The sequence below is a fragment of the Lysobacter auxotrophicus genome, assembly GCF_027924565.1.
Lineage (GTDB): Bacteria > Pseudomonadota > Gammaproteobacteria > Xanthomonadales > Xanthomonadaceae > Lysobacter_J > Lysobacter_J auxotrophicus.
On record NZ_AP027041.1, the window covers coordinates 3,487,677 to 3,503,171 of the forward strand.

The 15,495-nt window shown below is 69.6% G+C and carries 13 protein-coding genes; 6 read left to right on the plus strand and 7 right to left on the minus strand.

All coding sequences use genetic code 11. The annotated features are described in order from the left end of the window. Nucleotides 1-113: 113 nt before the first annotated feature. The 6 genes from LA521A_RS15820 to LA521A_RS15845 all read left to right on the plus strand — a co-directional run bounded on the left by LA521A_RS15820 (nucleotide 114) and on the right by LA521A_RS15845 (nucleotide 5,452). Nucleotides 114-737, plus strand: coding sequence for an OmpW/AlkL family protein (locus tag LA521A_RS15820; protein WP_281779810.1), 624 nt, complete (start codon nucleotides 114-116; stop codon nucleotides 735-737). A gap of 82 nt (nucleotides 738-819) precedes the next feature. Beyond that, entirely contained in the window at nucleotides 820-1,620 is an 801-nt protein-coding gene (locus LA521A_RS15825; protein ID WP_281779811.1) for a S1/P1 nuclease, read from the plus strand. A gap of 81 nt (nucleotides 1,621-1,701) precedes the next feature. Beyond that, the gene (locus LA521A_RS15830; protein WP_281779812.1) at nucleotides 1,702-2,568 is read left to right on the plus strand and encodes an MBL fold metallo-hydrolase; all 867 of its coding nucleotides are present in this window, start codon (nucleotides 1,702-1,704) and stop codon (nucleotides 2,566-2,568) included. Between the two features lie 8 nt (nucleotides 2,569-2,576). After that, a complete protein-coding gene (locus LA521A_RS15835; protein WP_281779813.1) occupies nucleotides 2,577-3,002 on the plus strand; it encodes a YeeE/YedE family protein in 426 nt (141 codons plus the stop codon). Beyond that, a complete protein-coding gene (locus LA521A_RS15840; protein WP_281779814.1) occupies nucleotides 2,999-3,430 on the plus strand; it encodes a DUF6691 family protein in 432 nt (143 codons plus the stop codon). The genes LA521A_RS15835 and LA521A_RS15840 overlap by 4 nt, the downstream gene beginning before the upstream one ends. 84 nt (nucleotides 3,431-3,514) lie before the next feature. Further along, nucleotides 3,515-5,452: an acetyl-CoA hydrolase/transferase C-terminal domain-containing protein gene (locus LA521A_RS15845; protein WP_281779815.1), complete on the plus strand. Its 1,938-nt coding sequence runs from the start codon at nucleotides 3,515-3,517 to the stop codon at nucleotides 5,450-5,452. Nucleotides 5,453-5,585: 133 nt separating this feature from the next. Here LA521A_RS15845 and LA521A_RS15850 read toward each other — a convergent pair whose 3' ends face one another. The 7 genes from LA521A_RS15850 to LA521A_RS15880 form a co-directional block, all read right to left on the minus strand. After that, the gene (locus LA521A_RS15850; protein ID WP_281779816.1) at nucleotides 5,586-5,825 is read right to left on the minus strand and encodes a hypothetical protein; all 240 of its coding nucleotides are present in this window, start codon (nucleotides 5,823-5,825) and stop codon (nucleotides 5,586-5,588) included. A gap of 82 nt (nucleotides 5,826-5,907) precedes the next feature. After that, nucleotides 5,908-7,893 carry a transketolase gene (gene tkt / locus LA521A_RS15855; protein WP_281779817.1) on the minus strand — a complete coding sequence of 662 codons (1,986 nt, stop codon included), beginning with the start codon at nucleotides 7,891-7,893 and terminating at the stop codon, nucleotides 5,908-5,910. 254 nt (nucleotides 7,894-8,147) lie between these two features. Further along, nucleotides 8,148-9,485, minus strand: a complete 1,338-nt coding sequence (locus LA521A_RS15860; RefSeq protein ID WP_281779818.1) for a dicarboxylate/amino acid:cation symporter — start codon at nucleotides 9,483-9,485, stop codon at nucleotides 8,148-8,150. Between the two features lie 164 nt (nucleotides 9,486-9,649). Beyond that, on the minus strand, nucleotides 9,650-10,999 hold the full coding sequence (locus LA521A_RS15865; protein ID WP_281779819.1) for a dicarboxylate/amino acid:cation symporter: 1,350 nt from the start codon (nucleotides 10,997-10,999) through the stop codon (nucleotides 9,650-9,652). Between the two features lie 51 nt (nucleotides 11,000-11,050). Next, nucleotides 11,051-12,799, minus strand: coding sequence for a BatD family protein (locus LA521A_RS15870; protein WP_281779820.1), 1,749 nt, complete (start codon nucleotides 12,797-12,799; stop codon nucleotides 11,051-11,053). After that, on the minus strand, nucleotides 12,796-14,526 hold the full coding sequence (locus tag LA521A_RS15875; RefSeq protein WP_281779821.1) for a VWA domain-containing protein: 1,731 nt from the start codon (nucleotides 14,524-14,526) through the stop codon (nucleotides 12,796-12,798). Before LA521A_RS15875 ends, LA521A_RS15870 begins: the two co-directional genes overlap by 4 nt. Continuing rightward, entirely contained in the window at nucleotides 14,523-15,485 is a 963-nt protein-coding gene (locus LA521A_RS15880) for a vWA domain-containing protein (protein WP_281782123.1), read from the minus strand. Before LA521A_RS15880 ends, LA521A_RS15875 begins: the two co-directional genes overlap by 4 nt. Nucleotides 15,486-15,495 lie beyond the last annotated feature (10 nt).

The window sequence follows — 15,495 nt, forward strand, 5'->3', positions numbered from 1 at the left end:
GGCACGACCCTGCGCGCCGGCTCCACGCACGCGGGCGGAACTGAATTGATCATGATCAAGCGGGCGTTTGATCTGCCGCGGAGACTGGAAGCGTTCCCACACGAGGCACTTCCATGCAAAAGCCCCTACTCGCCTGCGCGCTGGCGCTGTCCCTGGCCGGCGCCGCCACGCCCGTTCTCGCCCAGTCCAAGGGCGACTGGACGCTCGGCGTCGGCGTCCACGCGGTCGATCCCAAGTCCAGCAACGGCCGGCTGGTCGACGGCACCCTGCCGGTGCGCGTCGATACCGACGTGAAGCCGACGCTCACCTTCGAATACTTCGTCCGCGACAACCTGGGCGTGGAAGTCATCGCCGCCTGGCCGTTCGAACACGACGTCAGCGTCGCCGGGCTGGGCAACGTCGGCAGCACGAAGCAACTGCCGCCGACCGTGTCGCTGCAGTACCACTTCAACAGCGCCGGCAAGGTCTCGCCGTTCCTCGGTGCGGGCGTGAACTACACCACGTTCTTCAGCGAGGACACGCGCGGCGCGCTCGCCGGTTCCAGGCTCAAGCTCGACGATTCCTGGGGCCTGGCGGCGCACGCCGGCATCGACTTCGCACTGGGCGAGCGCAGCGCGATCCGCATCGACGCACGCTGGATCGACATCGACACCGACGTGTCGCTCAACGGTGTGGACGTGGGCACGGTGAACATCGACCCGATCGTCTACGGCGCGGCGTACGTCATGAAGTTCTGACAGCGCGCAGGGCGCTTGCCCGACGCGCGAATGCGCTCGGACGGCAATCCTCGCGAGCGGCCGTGCCGGCTAAAATGCCGGCATGGCCCGTTTTCTTTTCGTCCTCCTCCTCGCCTTTTCTCTCGTGCCGCAGCCCGCGCACGCGTGGGGTCGCCTCGGCCATCGCCTGGTCGCCGCGCTCGCGTGGGACGACCTCACCCCGCAGGCACGCGCACGGATCGCGATGCTGCTGGAAGGCGAAGCCGACCCGACGCTCCCGGGCATCGCCAGCTGGGCGGACGAACTGCGTGAGCACGATCCCGACCTCGGCAAGCGCACCGGTCGCTGGCACTACGTCAACATCGCCGAGGACGGTTGCCATTACGACGCCGCGACGCATTGCAAGGGCGGCGACTGCGTGGTCGAAGCGATCCGCGCGCAGACCGCGATCCTCGCCGACGCGTCACGCAGCAAGGCCGAGCGCCTGCAGGCGCTGAAGTTCGTCGTGCACTTCGTCGGCGACGTCCACCAGCCGCTGCACGCGGGATTCGGCCGCGACAAGGGCGGCAACGATTTCCAGCTCCAGTTCGACGGTCGCGGCACCAACCTGCATTCGCTGTGGGACAGCGGCATGCTCAAGGCAGCCGATCTGGAAGAAGCCCAATGGCTGCAACGCCTGCGCGCGATCCCGCTCGCCGTGGACCTTCCGCCGCAACCGCTGTCGCCGCCGTCGGCGCAGTGGGCGGAAGCCTCGTGCCGCATCGTGCTGCGCCCGGGTTTCTATCCGTCCAAGGCGACCATCGGCGACGCCTACGTGCAGACCTGGCGACCGCTGGCCGAGGAGCAGCTGCGTCGCGGCGGCGCGGAACTGGCGGTCACGCTCAACGCCGCGTTGTCGCGCTGATTTAACGCCGCGCGATCACAAGCCGCGCGCCGATCCGCTAGATTGGCGCGGCGGGGCGTGCGGCTCCGCACGGAGACCGCGATGAAGCCCGACGTCCAGCCGTTCTTCCACGCCGACAGCAATACGTGGACGTACCTCGTCCGCGACCCGTCGGGCACCGCGGCTGCCATCATCGACCCGGTGCTCGACTTCGACGCGAAGGCCGCGCGCACGTCGACGAACGCCGCACGGAAAGTGGCCGATGCCGCTCGCGAGCGCGGACTCGACGTGCAATGGATCCTGGAAACGCACGCGCACGCCGATCACCTGAGCGCGGCGCAGTGGTTCAGGTCGCAATGGCCCGGCGCGCAGGTCGCCATCGGCGAAGGCATCCGCGACGTGCAGAAGGCGTTCGCGCCGCTGTTCAACGTCGAAGACGATTTCCGTGCCGACGGCTCGCAGTTCGATCGCCTCTTCGCCGACGGCGACACGTTCCGCATCGGCGCGCTCGACGCGCGCGTGATCGCGGTGCCGGGCCATACCAGCGACAGTTGCGCCTACCTCATCGGCGATGCGCTGTTCACCGGCGATTCGTTGTTCATGCCCGACGGCGGCACGGCACGCTGCGATTTCCCCGGCGGCGATGCGCGCACGCTGTTCCGGTCGATCCGCCGGCTGTTCGAATCGCTGCCCGGCGACACGCGCGTGTTCGTCTGCCACGACTACGGCCCCGGCGGGCGCGAAGTCGCCTGCGAGACCACCCTCGCCTCGCAGCGCCGCGACAACATCCACGTGCGCGACGGCGCGAGCGAGGACGACTACGTCGCGCAACGCACCGCGCGCGATGCCACGCTCGCGATGCCCGCGCTGATCCTGCCGGCGGTGCAGACCAACATCCGTGCCGGCGCGCTGCCGCCGCCGGAGTCCAATGGCGTGCGCTACCTCAAGCTTCCGATCGATCGCTTCTGAGTCTTCCCATGTCGACGTCCTTCACTCCCATCTCCGCACTGGTTGGCGGCGCGCTGATCGGACTGGCCGCGACCTATCTGCTTGCCACCGTCGGCCGCATCGCGGGTATCAGCGGCATCCTCAACACCGCGATCGACCAGCGCGGCGAACGCGGCTGGCGGGTGGCGTTCCTGGTTGCCATGGTGGTCGCCGCAGGCGCCTGGTTCGCGTGGTCGGGCGCGATCCCACGCGCCGGCTTCCCATGGACGTGGCTGGTGCTCGCCGGCGCACTCGTGGGTTTCGGCACGCGGCTGGGCAACGGCTGCACGAGCGGCCATGGCATCTGCGGCCTCGCCCGGTTCTCGCGACGCTCGCTGTGGGCGGTGCTGGTCTTCATGGGCGCGGCGTTCGTCACGACGTACGTCGTGCGGCATGTCGCGGGCGGTCTGTCGTGAAGCGCATCGCACATGCGGTCGTCGCCGGCGCGATCTTCGGCCTGGGCCTGGCGGTGTCCGGCATGACGAGTCCCGGGAAGGTGCTGAATTTCCTCGACGTCGCCGGCGACTGGGATCCTTCGCTCGCACTCGTGATGGGCGCCGCGCTCGCCGTCGCCACGCCCGGCTTCGCCTGGCTGCGCCGGCGAGGATGCACGCTCGATGGCGGCGCGTTGCCCGCGCCACCGGGCACACGCATCGATCGCCGGCTTCTGATCGGCAGCGCGCTGTTCGGCATCGGCTGGGGAATCGCGGGGTATTGCCCGGGTCCGGCGCTGGCGAACCTCGCGCATGGCGGCGCGGACGCGATCGTCTTCGTGGTCGCGATGCTCGCCGGATCGCAGTTGGCCCGATTCGCCCTGCCCGCGGAAAGGCGCAGCGGACGCTGAGCTGCCGCACCTTACGGTCGCGCCACGCGTCGCTCGACGGATCTTCCCATCACACAACGCCGCCGCACCCGTTAGGCTTCCGCCATGGAACCCCGCCCCGCTCCCCTCGCCTTCGATTCGGTCGACGCTGCCGCCGAATTCCTCCTCTCGCGCATCCGCGGCCCGCTGCACGTTGGCGCGCCGCTCGGGCTGGGCAAGCCGCATCGGCTGCTCAACGCGTTGTATGCGCGCGTCGAAAACGATGCCTCGCGGCCGCTGCACCTGTACACCGCGCTGTCGCTGGATCCGCCCGGCGGCGGAAAGGGGCTGGAAGCGCGCTTCGTGACGCCGTTCGTCGAGCGCCACTTCGGCGCCGACTTCCCGCGCCTCGCCTACGTGCAGGCGCTCAAGCGCAATGCGCTGCCCGCGCACGTCGAGATCGAGGAGTTTTACCTGCAATCCGGCGCGCTGCTGAACTCCGTGCCGGTGCAGCGGCGCTACGCGAGCCTGAACTACACGCACGTCGCGCGCGCGCTCGCCGACCGCGGGCTCAACGCGATCGTGCAGAAGGTCGCGCGCTCGCCCGACGGCACGCGGCTGTCGCTGTCGTGCAACACCGACCTCACCGCCGACTCCGTGGACGCCGTCGTCGCACGCGGCCTTCCGCGTCCGCTGCTGATCGCCGAAGTCGATCCGCGCCTGCCGTGGCTCGGCGGCAGCGCGACGGTGGCGCCGGAGTTCTTCGATGCGGTCGTGACGCCGCCGGGGCCGTATCCGAAGCTGTTCGGCCTGCCGCGCCAGCCCGTGACCGACGCCGATTACGCGATCGGCTTCCACGCGAGCACGCTGGTCGTCGATGGCGGCACGTTGCAGATCGGCATCGGCGCGCTCGCCGACGCGCTGTGCCACGCGCTCGTGCTGCGTCACGTCGACAACGATGCCTATCGCGACGTATTGCGTGCGCTCGGCTCGCCGCATGCCGACGATGCGACGCTTGCGCCGTTCGAGCGCGGCCTGTACGGCTGCAGCGAGATGATCAATGAGGGTTTCCGCCGGCTGGTGGAAGTCGGCGTCATCAAGCGCCGCGTGGTGGACGACCTCGCCGCGATGCAGCGCATCGAACGCGGCGGCCCAAGCGCGCACGACCTGGCATTGCTCGAACAGCAGGGCGAATTCCTGCACGGCGCGTTCTATCTCGGCTCGCCCGAGTTCTACGAATGGCTGCGCGACCTGCCGCCCGACACGCGTCGCGCCATCGGCATGCGCCGTGTTGGCGAGGTGAACGACCTGGTCGGCGACATCGAACTGGAACGCCTGCAGCGCCGCGACGCGCGCTTCTTCAACACCTGCATGATGGCGACCGCGCTGGGGGCGGCGACCTCCGACGCGCTGGAGGATGGCCGCGTGGTGTCCGGCGTCGGCGGGCAATACAACTTCGTGGCGATGGCGCACGCGCTGCCGGATGCGCGCTCGGTGCTGATGCTGCGCGCCGCGCGCGAATCGGGCGGACGGGTCACGTCGAACGTCGTGTGGAACTACGGGCACACGACGATCCCGCGCCACCTGCGCGATGTGTACATCAGCGAATACGGCATCGCCGACATCCGTGGGCGCTCCGACGAGGATTGCGTGATCGCGTTGGCCGGCATCGCCGATGCGCGCTTCCAGCAGGGGCTGATCGACGTCGCCAAGCGCGAGGGCAAGTTGCGTGCGGATTTCACGCTGCCCCCGTCCGCTTCGCGTAACACGCCGGAACGGTTGGCCGCGGCGCTGCGCTCGTTCCACACGAGCGGCGCGCTGCCGGACTATCCGCTGGGCAGCGATTTCACGCCGGTCGAGCAGCGCCTGGTGAAGGCGCTGGCATGGCTGAAGGCGAGCACCGCCACGCGCGGCGCGAAGCTGCGCACGGTGTGGCGGGCATTGCGTACGCGCGCGATGGACACCGAGGCGCTGGCGCGGATGGACCTTGATGCGCCGCGCGGCTTTGGCGAGCGGCTGGAGGCGAAGCTGGTGTCGCTGGCGTTGGCTGAAACGGGCGGCTGAGAAGCGTCGAGTGTGTTCGACAACGTTTGGCTGTCCGATGCGCGTTCAAGCCCTGCGGTCGTAGCCCGCCCAAGCGCAGCGCTGCCGGGGACGCGACCGCGTCTTCGCCCCGGGTGCGCTGCGCTTACCCGGGCTACAAGAGCAGCATCATCGAGAGCAGCATCGCCCTCCCGGGAAGATCGTAGCTCCAGAAGATCGTCATCCCGGCGAAGGCCGGGATCCACGCCCGCAGCGTGCGGGCACTCTGTCTCCGGCAAACCACATCACCGTCATTCCAGCGAAAGCTGGAACCCATTTTCCTGTTGCGGTTGTAGTTGCAACGTCCATCGCCGGCAAACGAAAAAAGCGGCCGAAGCCGCTTCTTTCGAACCATCCCTCGCTACGTATCTAGTGCGAATCGCAGATATCGCGAGAAGCCCATCAATCACCGATGCAATTCGCGACAGCGCGCCGCCTTACAGCGAACGCGCCGCCTCCACCACCTTCTCTACGGTGAAGCCGAAGTACGGGAACAGCTGCTCCGCCGGGGCCGAGGCGCCGAACTCGTCGATGCCGATCACCGCGCCGTCCAGGCCCACGTACTTGCGCCAGAAGTCGGTCACGCCCGCTTCGATCGCCACGCGCTTGCGGCATGCCTTCGGCAGGACGGATTCGCGGTACGCCGGATCCTGGCGATCAAACACCGTCGTCGACGGCATCGACACCACGCGCACCTTGTCGCCCAGCTGCTTCGCCGCATCCATCGCCAGGCCGACTTCCGAACCGGTCGCGATGAGGATGAGCTCCGGCGCGCCGACCGAATCCTTCAGCACGTAGCCACCGCGCTCGATGTCCGCCACCTGCTGCGCGCTGCGCTGCTGGTGGGCGAGGTTCTGGCGCGAGAAGATCAGGCAGCTCGGGCCGTCGTTGCGCAGGATCGCGGCCTTCCAGCAGGCCGCCGATTCCACCGCGTCGCACGGGCGCCACACGTCGTTGTGCGGGATATAGCGCAGGGATGCGATGTGCTCGATCGGCTGGTGCGTCGGGCCGTCCTCGCCCAGGCCGATGGAATCGTGCGTGTAGACGTGGATCGCGTGCGCGCCCATCAGCGCGCTCATGCGCACGGCGTTGCGCGCGTAGTCGCTGAACACCAGGAAGGTCGCGTCGAAGGGAATGAAGCACTCGTGCAGGCCCAGGCCGTTGCTGATCGCGGTCATGCCGAACTCGCGCACGCCGTAATAGACGTAGTTCGCGTTCGGATCATCGGTGGCGACCGACTTGCTGCCCTTCCACAGGGTGAGGTTGGAATGCGCGAGGTCGGCCGAGCCGCCGATCAGTTCCGGCAGCATCGGCGCGAAGGTTTCGATCGCCATCTGCGACGCCTTGCGCGAGGCGATGGTCGGGCCGTCGGCCTGCAGCTTGGCGATGTAGTCGTCGGCCGCCTTGACGAAGCCGTCGGGCAGCTGCCCGCGCGAGCGACGCGTCAGTTCGGCGGCCAGTTCGGGGAACTGCTTCGCGTACTCGTCGAACACCTTGTTCCAGGCCTTTTCTTCGGCGGCGTGGTCGCGCTTGCGCCAGCCGTCGTAGATGTCCTGCGGGATCTCGAACTCGCCGTGGTTCCAGTTGAGCGCGGCGCGCGTGGCGGCCACTTCGTCCTTGCCCAGCGCGGCGCCGTGCGAGGACTCCTTGCCGGCCTTGTTCGGCGAACCGAAGCCGATCGTCGTGCGGCAGCAGATGAGCGTCGGCTTGTCGGTGGACGTCAGCGCCTGCTCGATGGCGGCCTTGATCTTCTCGGCGTCATGGCCGTCGACGCCGCGGATCACGTTCCAGCCGTAGGCCTCGAAACGCTTCGGCGTGTCGTCGGTGAACCAGCCGTCGGTGTTGCCGTCGATGGAGATGTGGTTGTCGTCCCAGAAGGCCACCAGCTTGTGCAGGCCCCAGGTGCCGGCGAGCGAGGCGGCTTCGTGCGAGATGCCTTCCATCAGGCAGCCATCGCCCATGAACACCCACGTGCGGCTGTCGACGACGGTGTGGCCCGGCTTGTTGAAGCGCTGGGCGAGGAGCTTCTCGGCCAGCGCCATGCCGACCGAGTTGGCGAAGCCCTGGCCGAGCGGACCGGTCGTGGTCTCGATGCCGGGCGTCATGAAGTTTTCCGGATGGCCCGGGGTCTTCGAATGCAGCTGGCGGAAGTTCTTCAGCTCCTCGATCGGCAGGTCGTAACCGGCCAGGTGCAGCAGCGCGTACTGCAGCATCGAACCGTGGCCGTTGGAGAGCACGAAGTGGTCGCGGTTGAACCAGTCCGGATTGGCCGGGTTGTGGCGCAGGTAGTCGTTCCACAGCACTTCGGCGATGTCCGCCATGCCCATCGGCATGCCCGGGTGGCCGGAATTGGCGGCCTGCACCGCGTCGATGGCGAGGAATCGGATGGCGTTGGCGAGGTCGCGGCGGCTGGGCGTCGTCATGGCGTCGGGCGGTCTTCGGCTGCGGGAGGAGGCCGCGCGGGGCTCCGGGCGCGCTGCCCGGCCGGCGGACGCCCATTGTCACACCCCGGGGCGGGGATGTCGCCCGCTTTGAGCCCCTCTCCCCACGGGAGAGGGGTTGGGGTGAGGGGTAACGGAGCGGTACGGGTGAACTGGCAGTGATGTGAAGCGCTGCTGGTTGCTTTCAACGCTACCGCACCGACTTCACGCTCCTTGCATTCGCAGGGAAGGGAGCCTCAGGGCGCTGCCCCCGGCCCATCCGGCTCCCCCTTCGACACCACCGTCGCCAGCATCAGGTCGCCGGTGACGTTGAGCGTGGTGCGGCACATGTCGAGGAAGCGGTCGACGCCAAGGATCAGGCCGATGCCCTCCGGCGGTACGCCGACCATGCCGCAGATCAGCGCCACCACCGGCAGCGAACCCGCCGGCACGCCCGCGGTGCCGATGCCGCCGAGGATGCATACGAACATCACCGTGAACTGCTGCGCGAGCGTGAGTTCCACGCCGAAGAACTGCGCGAGGAACAGCACGGTGACGCCTTCGAACAATGCCGTGCCGTTCTGGTTGGCGGTGGCGCCGACGGTCAGCACGAAGCGCGACACGCGATTGGGCAGGCCGAGTTTCTCGTCGGCCACGCGCAGCGACGTCGGCAGCGTCGCATTCGACGACGCGGTGGAGAACGCCATCACCATCGCTTCCTGCACGCCGCGGAAAAAGCGCATGGGCGAGTAACCGGCGGCGAACTTCAGCACCAGCGAATACACGACGAACTGGTGCAGCGCGAGCGCCAGCACGACCACACTCACGTACGCGCCGAGGCTGCGCAGCAGCTCCCAGCCGAACAGCGCGGCGAGGTTGAACATGAAGCAGAACACCGCGTACGGCGCGAGCCGGATCACCAGGCCGATCAGCGTCATCGACACGTCGAACAGGCCTTCGATGCCGCGCTGCAGCGTCTCCGTCGCCCTCGTGCGCGTGAGCACCAGGCCGATGCCGAGCATCAACGCGAAGAACATCACCGCGAGGATGGTGTTTTCGGCCGCGGCCTTCACCACGTTGTCGGGGACGATGGACACCAGCATGTCCAGGCCCTTGGGTTGCCCGCTCGCGCTGCCGACGATGGCGTTCGCGCGCTCGGCGCCTTCGTTGAGCAACGCCTGCGCGCGCGCCGGATCGACGCCCGCGCCCGGCTGCAGCCAGTTGACCAGCACCAGGCCGAGGATCACCGCGATGCCGGACACGACGATCGTGTAGGCCAGCGTGCGCCAGCCGATGCGGCCGAGCGATCGCACGTCGCCCATTTCCGCCACGCCCATCACCAGCGCCGAGAACAGCAGCGGGATGACGAGCATGAAGATCAGCCGCAGGAACAGCGTGCCGGCGGGCGTGGTGACGTTGCGGGTAACCCACTGCACCCAGGGCGCGTCGGCGCCCACGGTCGAGTGCACGATCAGCCCGAGCACCAGGCCGGCGGCGAAGCCGATCGCCATCTTCCAGTGGAGCGGCATGCCGGGCTTGCCGTCATGGCGCGTGTTCTCGGGAGGGGCGGTGTCGCGTTCGTGTTCGGGCGTCATCCCGGGACTCCACGCAGCGGCGGGAGTTCAGCATGATGCAGAAACGCGCGTGGAGGGCGTCTTCATCCCGCACTTCGCGCGTGGAGCCCAATTGCGCATGCGCGATGCATGGATCGCGCACGCATGCGTCGGATGCCGCCGGACGGCGCCGGCGGCGGTGTGCGTCAGCTCGCCGCTTCCGGCGCGACTTCGGCCGGCAGGACGACGTCGCTTTCGGCCACGTCGCCGCTGCGGTTCGCCACGACGACGGCGGTGGCCAGATCGCCCGTGACATTGAGCGCGGTGCGGCACATATCGAGGAAGCGGTCCACACCGAGGATGATGCCCACGCCTTCGGCCGGAATGCCGAGCACGGCGCAGATCATCGCGATCACCGGCAGCGAGCCGGCCGGCACGCCCGCCGTGCCGATGCCGCCCAGCAGGCACAGGCCCAGCACCATCACCTGGTGCATCAGCGTCAGTTCCACGCCGAACGCCTGCGCGAGGAACAGCACCGTGATGCCTTCGAACAGCGCCGTGCCGTGGTGGTTCGCCGACGCGCCGACCGTGAGCACGAAGCGCGCGACCTTGCGCGGCAGCTTGAGGTTCTGCTCGGCCACGCGCAGCGTCACCGGCAGCGTGCCGGTCGAGGACGCGGTGGCGAACGCGGTCAGCAGCGCTTCCTGGCTGCCGCGGAAGAACGCGCGCGGGCTCATGCCGCCGGCGAACTTCACCCACAGCGGCAGCACGATGAACATGTGCACGGCGATGGCGAGCACGACCGTCAGCGCGAACTTGCCCAGCACCAGCAGCAGTTCCCAGCCGAACTGCGCGCACAGCGCGAACATCAGGCACGCCACCGCGTAGGGGGCGAGCTTGATGATCATGCCGATCAGGCGCATGCAGATCTCGAACAGGCCCTGCACCGCGTTCTTGAACGCCTGCGTGTGCGGGCTGGGCGTCATCACCAGGCCGATGCCGAGCATCAGCGCGAAGAACATCACGCCCAGCTTCTGCTTGTCGTCGACCGCGGCGGCGAGCACGTTCTTCGGCACGATGCCCAGCAGCATCTTCATGAAGTCCAGCTGCTGGCCGGTGGCGGCGATCTCGCCCGCCTTCTGCGCGCCCTGCGCCATGGCCTGGTCGAGCATGCCGCGATCCAGCCCGTGGCCCGGGCCGATGAGGTTCACCATCAGCAGGCCGATGGCCACCGCGATCAGCGTGACCACCGCGGTGTAGATCAGCGTGCGCCAGCCCAGTCGGCCGAGGCTTGCGACGTCGCCGAGTTCCGCCACGCCCAGCACCAGCGCCGAGAACATCAGCGGCAGCACCAGCATGAAGAGCAGCGCCAGGAAGATCTGGCCGATCGGCTGCGCGACGTAGCTCACCGCACCGAGCACGAAGGGCGAACCCGGCGCGATGAAATGCGCGAACAGGCCGAGCACCGCGCCTGCGATGAAGCCCAGCAACACCTTGATGTGGAGGGGCATCCCCTTCGCCGGCATTCGGGCTTCGGGCAGGCTGACGTGGCTCATTCGGCGCTTCTCTCGGGCAAATCAGCCGGCGAGATTACACCAGCGCGCGGGTCAGCTTCCCGGTGCCGGCCCGCCGCCGGGATACAGCGGCGGCAGCGGCGAGACCGTCCGGGCGGGTACGGATCGCCACGTCGGGCCCTTCGCGAACGCCCGGCGCAAGGCTTCGCGCGCCGTGACCGCGCTGCCGCCGCCCCAGCGGGCGCGCTGGAGTTCGTCGACCGCGTCGCGCTGGTCGGCGTCGGCGAGACGGGCGCGGGCTTCGTCGAGGTCGCGCGCCGGCGGATGCGCCATCGCGCAGAGCGCGTCGGCGACGTCGCCCAGGTCGCCGCGGTCGATCAGGCGTTTCAGGTCGACATGCCCCCCGCCCTGCGGCGGAGAGGGTGCATCGCCCTGCGACTTCGTCGCGGCCTTGGCGCCCTCGCCGCGGTTCAGGCCCCACAGCAGCGTGAACAGCCAGAGCGCCGCGAACAGCACGGCGGCGAGCACCCAGGCCTTGTTAGCACCGCCAAGGTCGGTGAAACGCGCCATGGGCGGCGCGGTGTGCGCGTCGCCGGTCGGGGTCGCGATGTCCGTGCCCGTCGCCGATGCGGGTGCGGCGGGGGCATTCGGCGCGCCCGGCGTCGTGCCCGGCAACACCGTCCACGACAGCGGCGGCAGGCTCGACGTCTCCGCCTGGCCCGCGCGCACATCCCACCAGCGCAGTTGCAGCCCGGCCATGTCCGCCTTGCCCTCGCGGGCCGGTACGAGCGAGAAGCGACGCGTGAGCTTCACGCGCGGTCGGCCGTCGACGAAACGCTCGTCGGCCTGCACGGGTTCGGCGAACACCTGCACGCCGTCGATCGGCGGCAGCTGGAGTTCCGGCATCTGCGCGGCGGTGGCGCCGTCGGCCAGCGCTTCCACCGTCACCGTCGCCGCGTTGCCGACGCGCAGTTCCTGCGGCGTGGACTGATAGCGCAGCGTCAGGTTCTGCAGCGGCAACCACGGTTGCGGCGCGTTCGCCGGCGCCGGTTGCACGTCGAGCTTGCGCGGCGTGCCCTGCGCTTCGAGCGCGCCTCCGCGTCCGCCGCCCAGCAGGTCGTCGAAGAAGCCGCCCGCGCCGCGACCTTCGAAGCGCGCCGGTGGCACGGTCAGCACGCCGCTGCGTTCGGGCACCAGCAGGAAGCGGCGTTCGACCACGTGGTAACGACGACCGCCGATGTCGCGCTGGTACTGCGCATCGTCGCCGACGCGCTGGAGCGATGCGCCGTCGGGCGCGTCCTGGTCGAGCTGCCCGGAGATCAGCGGCGTCGCCGAATACAGCCGCACGACCCAGCCGACGGATTGCTGCACGTAGGGGTCGGGATCGTCCGCTTCGCTTTCGATGAACACGTCTTCGGTGCGTGTCGGCGCCGTCGTCGCGGCGGGCGCGACGGTGAGCGCGATCGGCTGCGTCCTCAGGCTGCCGACGTTGAGCGCGGGCACGGTGACCAAACCATCGCGGCGCGGTCGCAGCGCGACGGCGTACAGCGTGCGCACGGTGCTGCCACCGGTGCCCATCACGAACTCGCGCCGGCTCGTGCGCCCGCTGACGAAGAAGTCGGTGAGCAGCGGCGCGTAATCGGGTTCGGTCGAGGTGGTGGCCGCGGTGCTTTCGATGTTGAGCGTGACCGTTTCGCCCATGCCGATGCGGTCGCGATCGAGCCACGCGCGCACCTGCGCGGCCGCCTCGAGGCTGGCGAGCGCGAGCAGCAACAACAGCGTCACGCGCGCGAACAGGCGGGACGGAAGCGTCCGTGACGGAAGCAGGTTCGCGACGTTCATTCGTTGCCCTCGCCGCCATGGCTGCGGCGCTCGTGCTCGATGCGGAATTTCTCGCGCAGCAGGCCGCCCGGATCGTCCGGCACGCGACGCAGCCACGCCTCGTTCGCCAGCCGCTGCTCGCGCTGCTGCGGGGTTTCGTTGCGCGACGGCTCGGGCTGCTGCGGTTTCGCCTGCCCCTGCTGCTGGAGCGCCTGCTGCATGCGCTGCCGCTGCGCAGCGTCGGCCTCGCGCTGCTTCTGCGCGTCGGCCGATTGCGGCTCGGATTGCGGCTGCTGGTCCTGTTGCGGGTCTTGCGTCGGTTGCGGCGCCTGCGACTTGTCCTGCTGCGGCTGCGGCCTGGGTTGCCCCTGCCCCGGCTGCGGCTTCTGGTCGGGCTTCTGATCCTGCTTTGACTGATCTTTCGACTGCCCGCCCCCACCGCCCTGCGGCGGCTTGCGTTGCATCGCCGCCTGCACCGCGCGCTTGTTGGCGATCGCGTCGGGCATGCCGGGCTGGCGCTTGAGCGCTTCGTCGTACGCGGCGATCGCCTGCGGATACTGTCCCGCCTTCGCCAGCGCGTTGCCGCGGTTGTAGTGCGCATCGGCGCTGTCGGCGGACTGGTACGCCTGCGCCGCCGAGTTGAAATCGCCGCGACGGAACGCCTCGTTGCCCTGCGCGACGTGCGCGTGTTCGATCTGGTCGGCGCGACGCCACAGGTCGGCGGCCTTCACCGGCGTCCACAGCACGCACATCGCGATCATCGCCAGCGCCGTACGACGCCGGAATGCGAACAACGCCAGCAGCATCAGCGGCGGCAGCAGCCAGTAGCCTTCGTCCTGCCACGCGTGCCCGCGCTGTCCGTCCACGCGCGTGGCGTCGTCGGTGTCGGTCGGATCGAGCACGCCCAGCGCGCGCAGGTCGCTATCGTCGACGGCGATGCGCGCATAGCGGCCGTTGCCTGCTGACGCGAGGCCACGCAACGAGGACTCGTCGAGGCGCGCGTTCGCGAACGTGCCGTCGCCGCGGCGATACGGCGCACCGGCTTCGGCGCCCACGCCGAGCACGTCGACGCGAAAGCCCTGCTTCGCTGCAGCGGATGCGGCCTCGTTCGCGCCGTCGCCGGCGTGGTCGGTCATCAGCAGGATGCGCCCGCGATCGAAACCGGATTGCTTCAACAACTGCACCGCCCCCCCGATCGCGCGATCGGCGCGTTGCCCATCGACGGGCATCACGTCGGGCGACAGCGCATCGAGGAACAGCGCCACGTTCGCCGCGTCCTCGGTGAGCGGCGCGACGGTGAACGCGTCATCGGCGAAGGCGACGAGCGCGACCTGCCCGCCCTGGCGCTCGCGCAGCAGCGTGGACAGCTTCGCGCGCGACTGCGCCAGGCGCGAGGGCGGAAGATCGGCCGCGAGCGCGGCGCCGGACAGATCGACCGCGACCACCAGCGGCGTGCGGCTCTGCCACAGCGGCTGCGGGCTCTGGCGCCAACTCGGCCCCGCCAATGCGATCACGGCCAGCACGTAGGCAAGCGAAGCGAGCCATGCGCCCCATCGCACGCGCGCGCCCCCGCGTTCGACGAGCAGGTGCGGCAGCAGATGCGCATCGACGTTCTCGCGCCACACGCTGGCGCGACGTCGCCGCACGCGCCACAACCCGAACAGCAACGGCAACGCGAGCAACGCCCACAACCACTGCGGGCGCAGCAGGTGCAGCGAGGCGAGCGAGAGGTCGGCGAACGGGTTCATGCGTGCCTCCGTCGCGGCCATGCGAACGCGAGCAGCGCGCACGCGAAGGCGGCGCCGAGCGGCCACGGATAGCGCTCGATGCGCGGGCGCACGGCCTGGCCGGGGCGTTCGATCGGTTCGAGACGATCGATCTCGGCGTAGATGCCGGCCAGCTGCGAGGTATCGCGCGCACGGAAGAAACGGCCGCCCGTGCTGCGCGCGATCTCGCGCAAGGTCGCTTCGTCGATCTCGTCGCCGGCGCCCGGCATCGGCACGGGTAGGCCGAACAGCGACATCGTGCCCTCGCCGCCGAAGGCGATGGTGTGGATGCGCACGCCTTCGGCCTTCGCGATCTCGGCCGCCTTTTTCGGTTCGAGCAGGCCCGCGGTGTTCACGCCGTCGGTGAGCAGCACGAGCACGCGTTGCTCCGCCGGCTGGCCGCGCAGGCGCTTGGTCGCCAGCGCGATGGTGTCGCCGATCGCGGTTTCCTGGCCGGCCAGGCCGATCACGCTGTCTTCCAGCTGCTGGCGCACGGACGCGAGGTCGAGCGTCAACGGCGTGAGCGCATACGCGCGGCGGCCGAAGACGATCAGGCCCACGCGATCGCCGTGGCGGCGGTCGAGGAAGTCGGCCAGCACGGCTTTCGCGGCGGTGAGGCGGTCGACGGTGCGGCCGCCGAGGTCCATGTCGGGCTCGCGCATGCTGCCGGACAGATCGAGCGCGAGCATCAGGTCGCGCCCCACCTGCGGCGGCTGCACTGCGTCGCCAAGTTGCTGCGGACGCGCCGCCGCGATGCACAACGCGATCCACGCCAGCCACACGAGGGCGCCCCCGCGCGCGCCGAACGCCGTGCGGCCGCCGGCATGCGCGACGCGGTCGAGCCGTTCGCCGAACGGCGCACGCAAGGCCGCGGACGACGCGTGTCGCGCTGGCGGCAACAGCCAGCGCGCGAAGAACGGCAGCGGAAGCGCGAGCAGCATCCACGGCCAC

Excerpts from the sequence above, each read along its gene's own strand:
- LA521A_RS15850 (WP_281779816.1), bottom strand. The coding sequence starts at position 5,825 with ATGGTTCGAAAGAAGCGGCTTCGGCCGCTTTTTTCGTTTGCCGGCGAT.
- LA521A_RS15875 (WP_281779821.1), bottom strand. The coding sequence starts at position 14,526 with ATGAACCCGTTCGCCGACCTCTCGCTCGCCTCGCTGCACCTGCTGCGC.
- tkt (WP_281779817.1), bottom strand. The coding sequence starts at position 7,893 with ATGACGACGCCCAGCCGCCGCGACCTCGCCAACGCCATCCGATTCCTC.
- LA521A_RS15820 (WP_281779810.1), top strand. The coding sequence starts at position 114 with ATGCAAAAGCCCCTACTCGCCTGCGCGCTGGCGCTGTCCCTGGCCGGC.
- LA521A_RS15830 (WP_281779812.1), top strand. The coding sequence starts at position 1,702 with ATGAAGCCCGACGTCCAGCCGTTCTTCCACGCCGACAGCAATACGTGG.
- LA521A_RS15845 (WP_281779815.1), top strand. The coding sequence starts at position 3,515 with ATGGAACCCCGCCCCGCTCCCCTCGCCTTCGATTCGGTCGACGCTGCC.
- LA521A_RS15860 (WP_281779818.1), bottom strand. The coding sequence starts at position 9,485 with ATGACGCCCGAACACGAACGCGACACCGCCCCTCCCGAGAACACGCGC.
- LA521A_RS15835 (WP_281779813.1), top strand. The coding sequence starts at position 2,577 with ATGTCGACGTCCTTCACTCCCATCTCCGCACTGGTTGGCGGCGCGCTG.
- LA521A_RS15825 (WP_281779811.1), top strand. The coding sequence starts at position 820 with ATGGCCCGTTTTCTTTTCGTCCTCCTCCTCGCCTTTTCTCTCGTGCCG.
- LA521A_RS15880 (WP_281782123.1), bottom strand. The coding sequence starts at position 15,485 with ATGCTGCTCGCGCTTCCGCTGCCGTTCTTCGCGCGCTGGCTGTTGCCG.
- LA521A_RS15865 (WP_281779819.1), bottom strand. The coding sequence starts at position 10,999 with ATGAGCCACGTCAGCCTGCCCGAAGCCCGAATGCCGGCGAAGGGGATG.
- LA521A_RS15870 (WP_281779820.1), bottom strand. The coding sequence starts at position 12,799 with ATGAACGTCGCGAACCTGCTTCCGTCACGGACGCTTCCGTCCCGCCTG.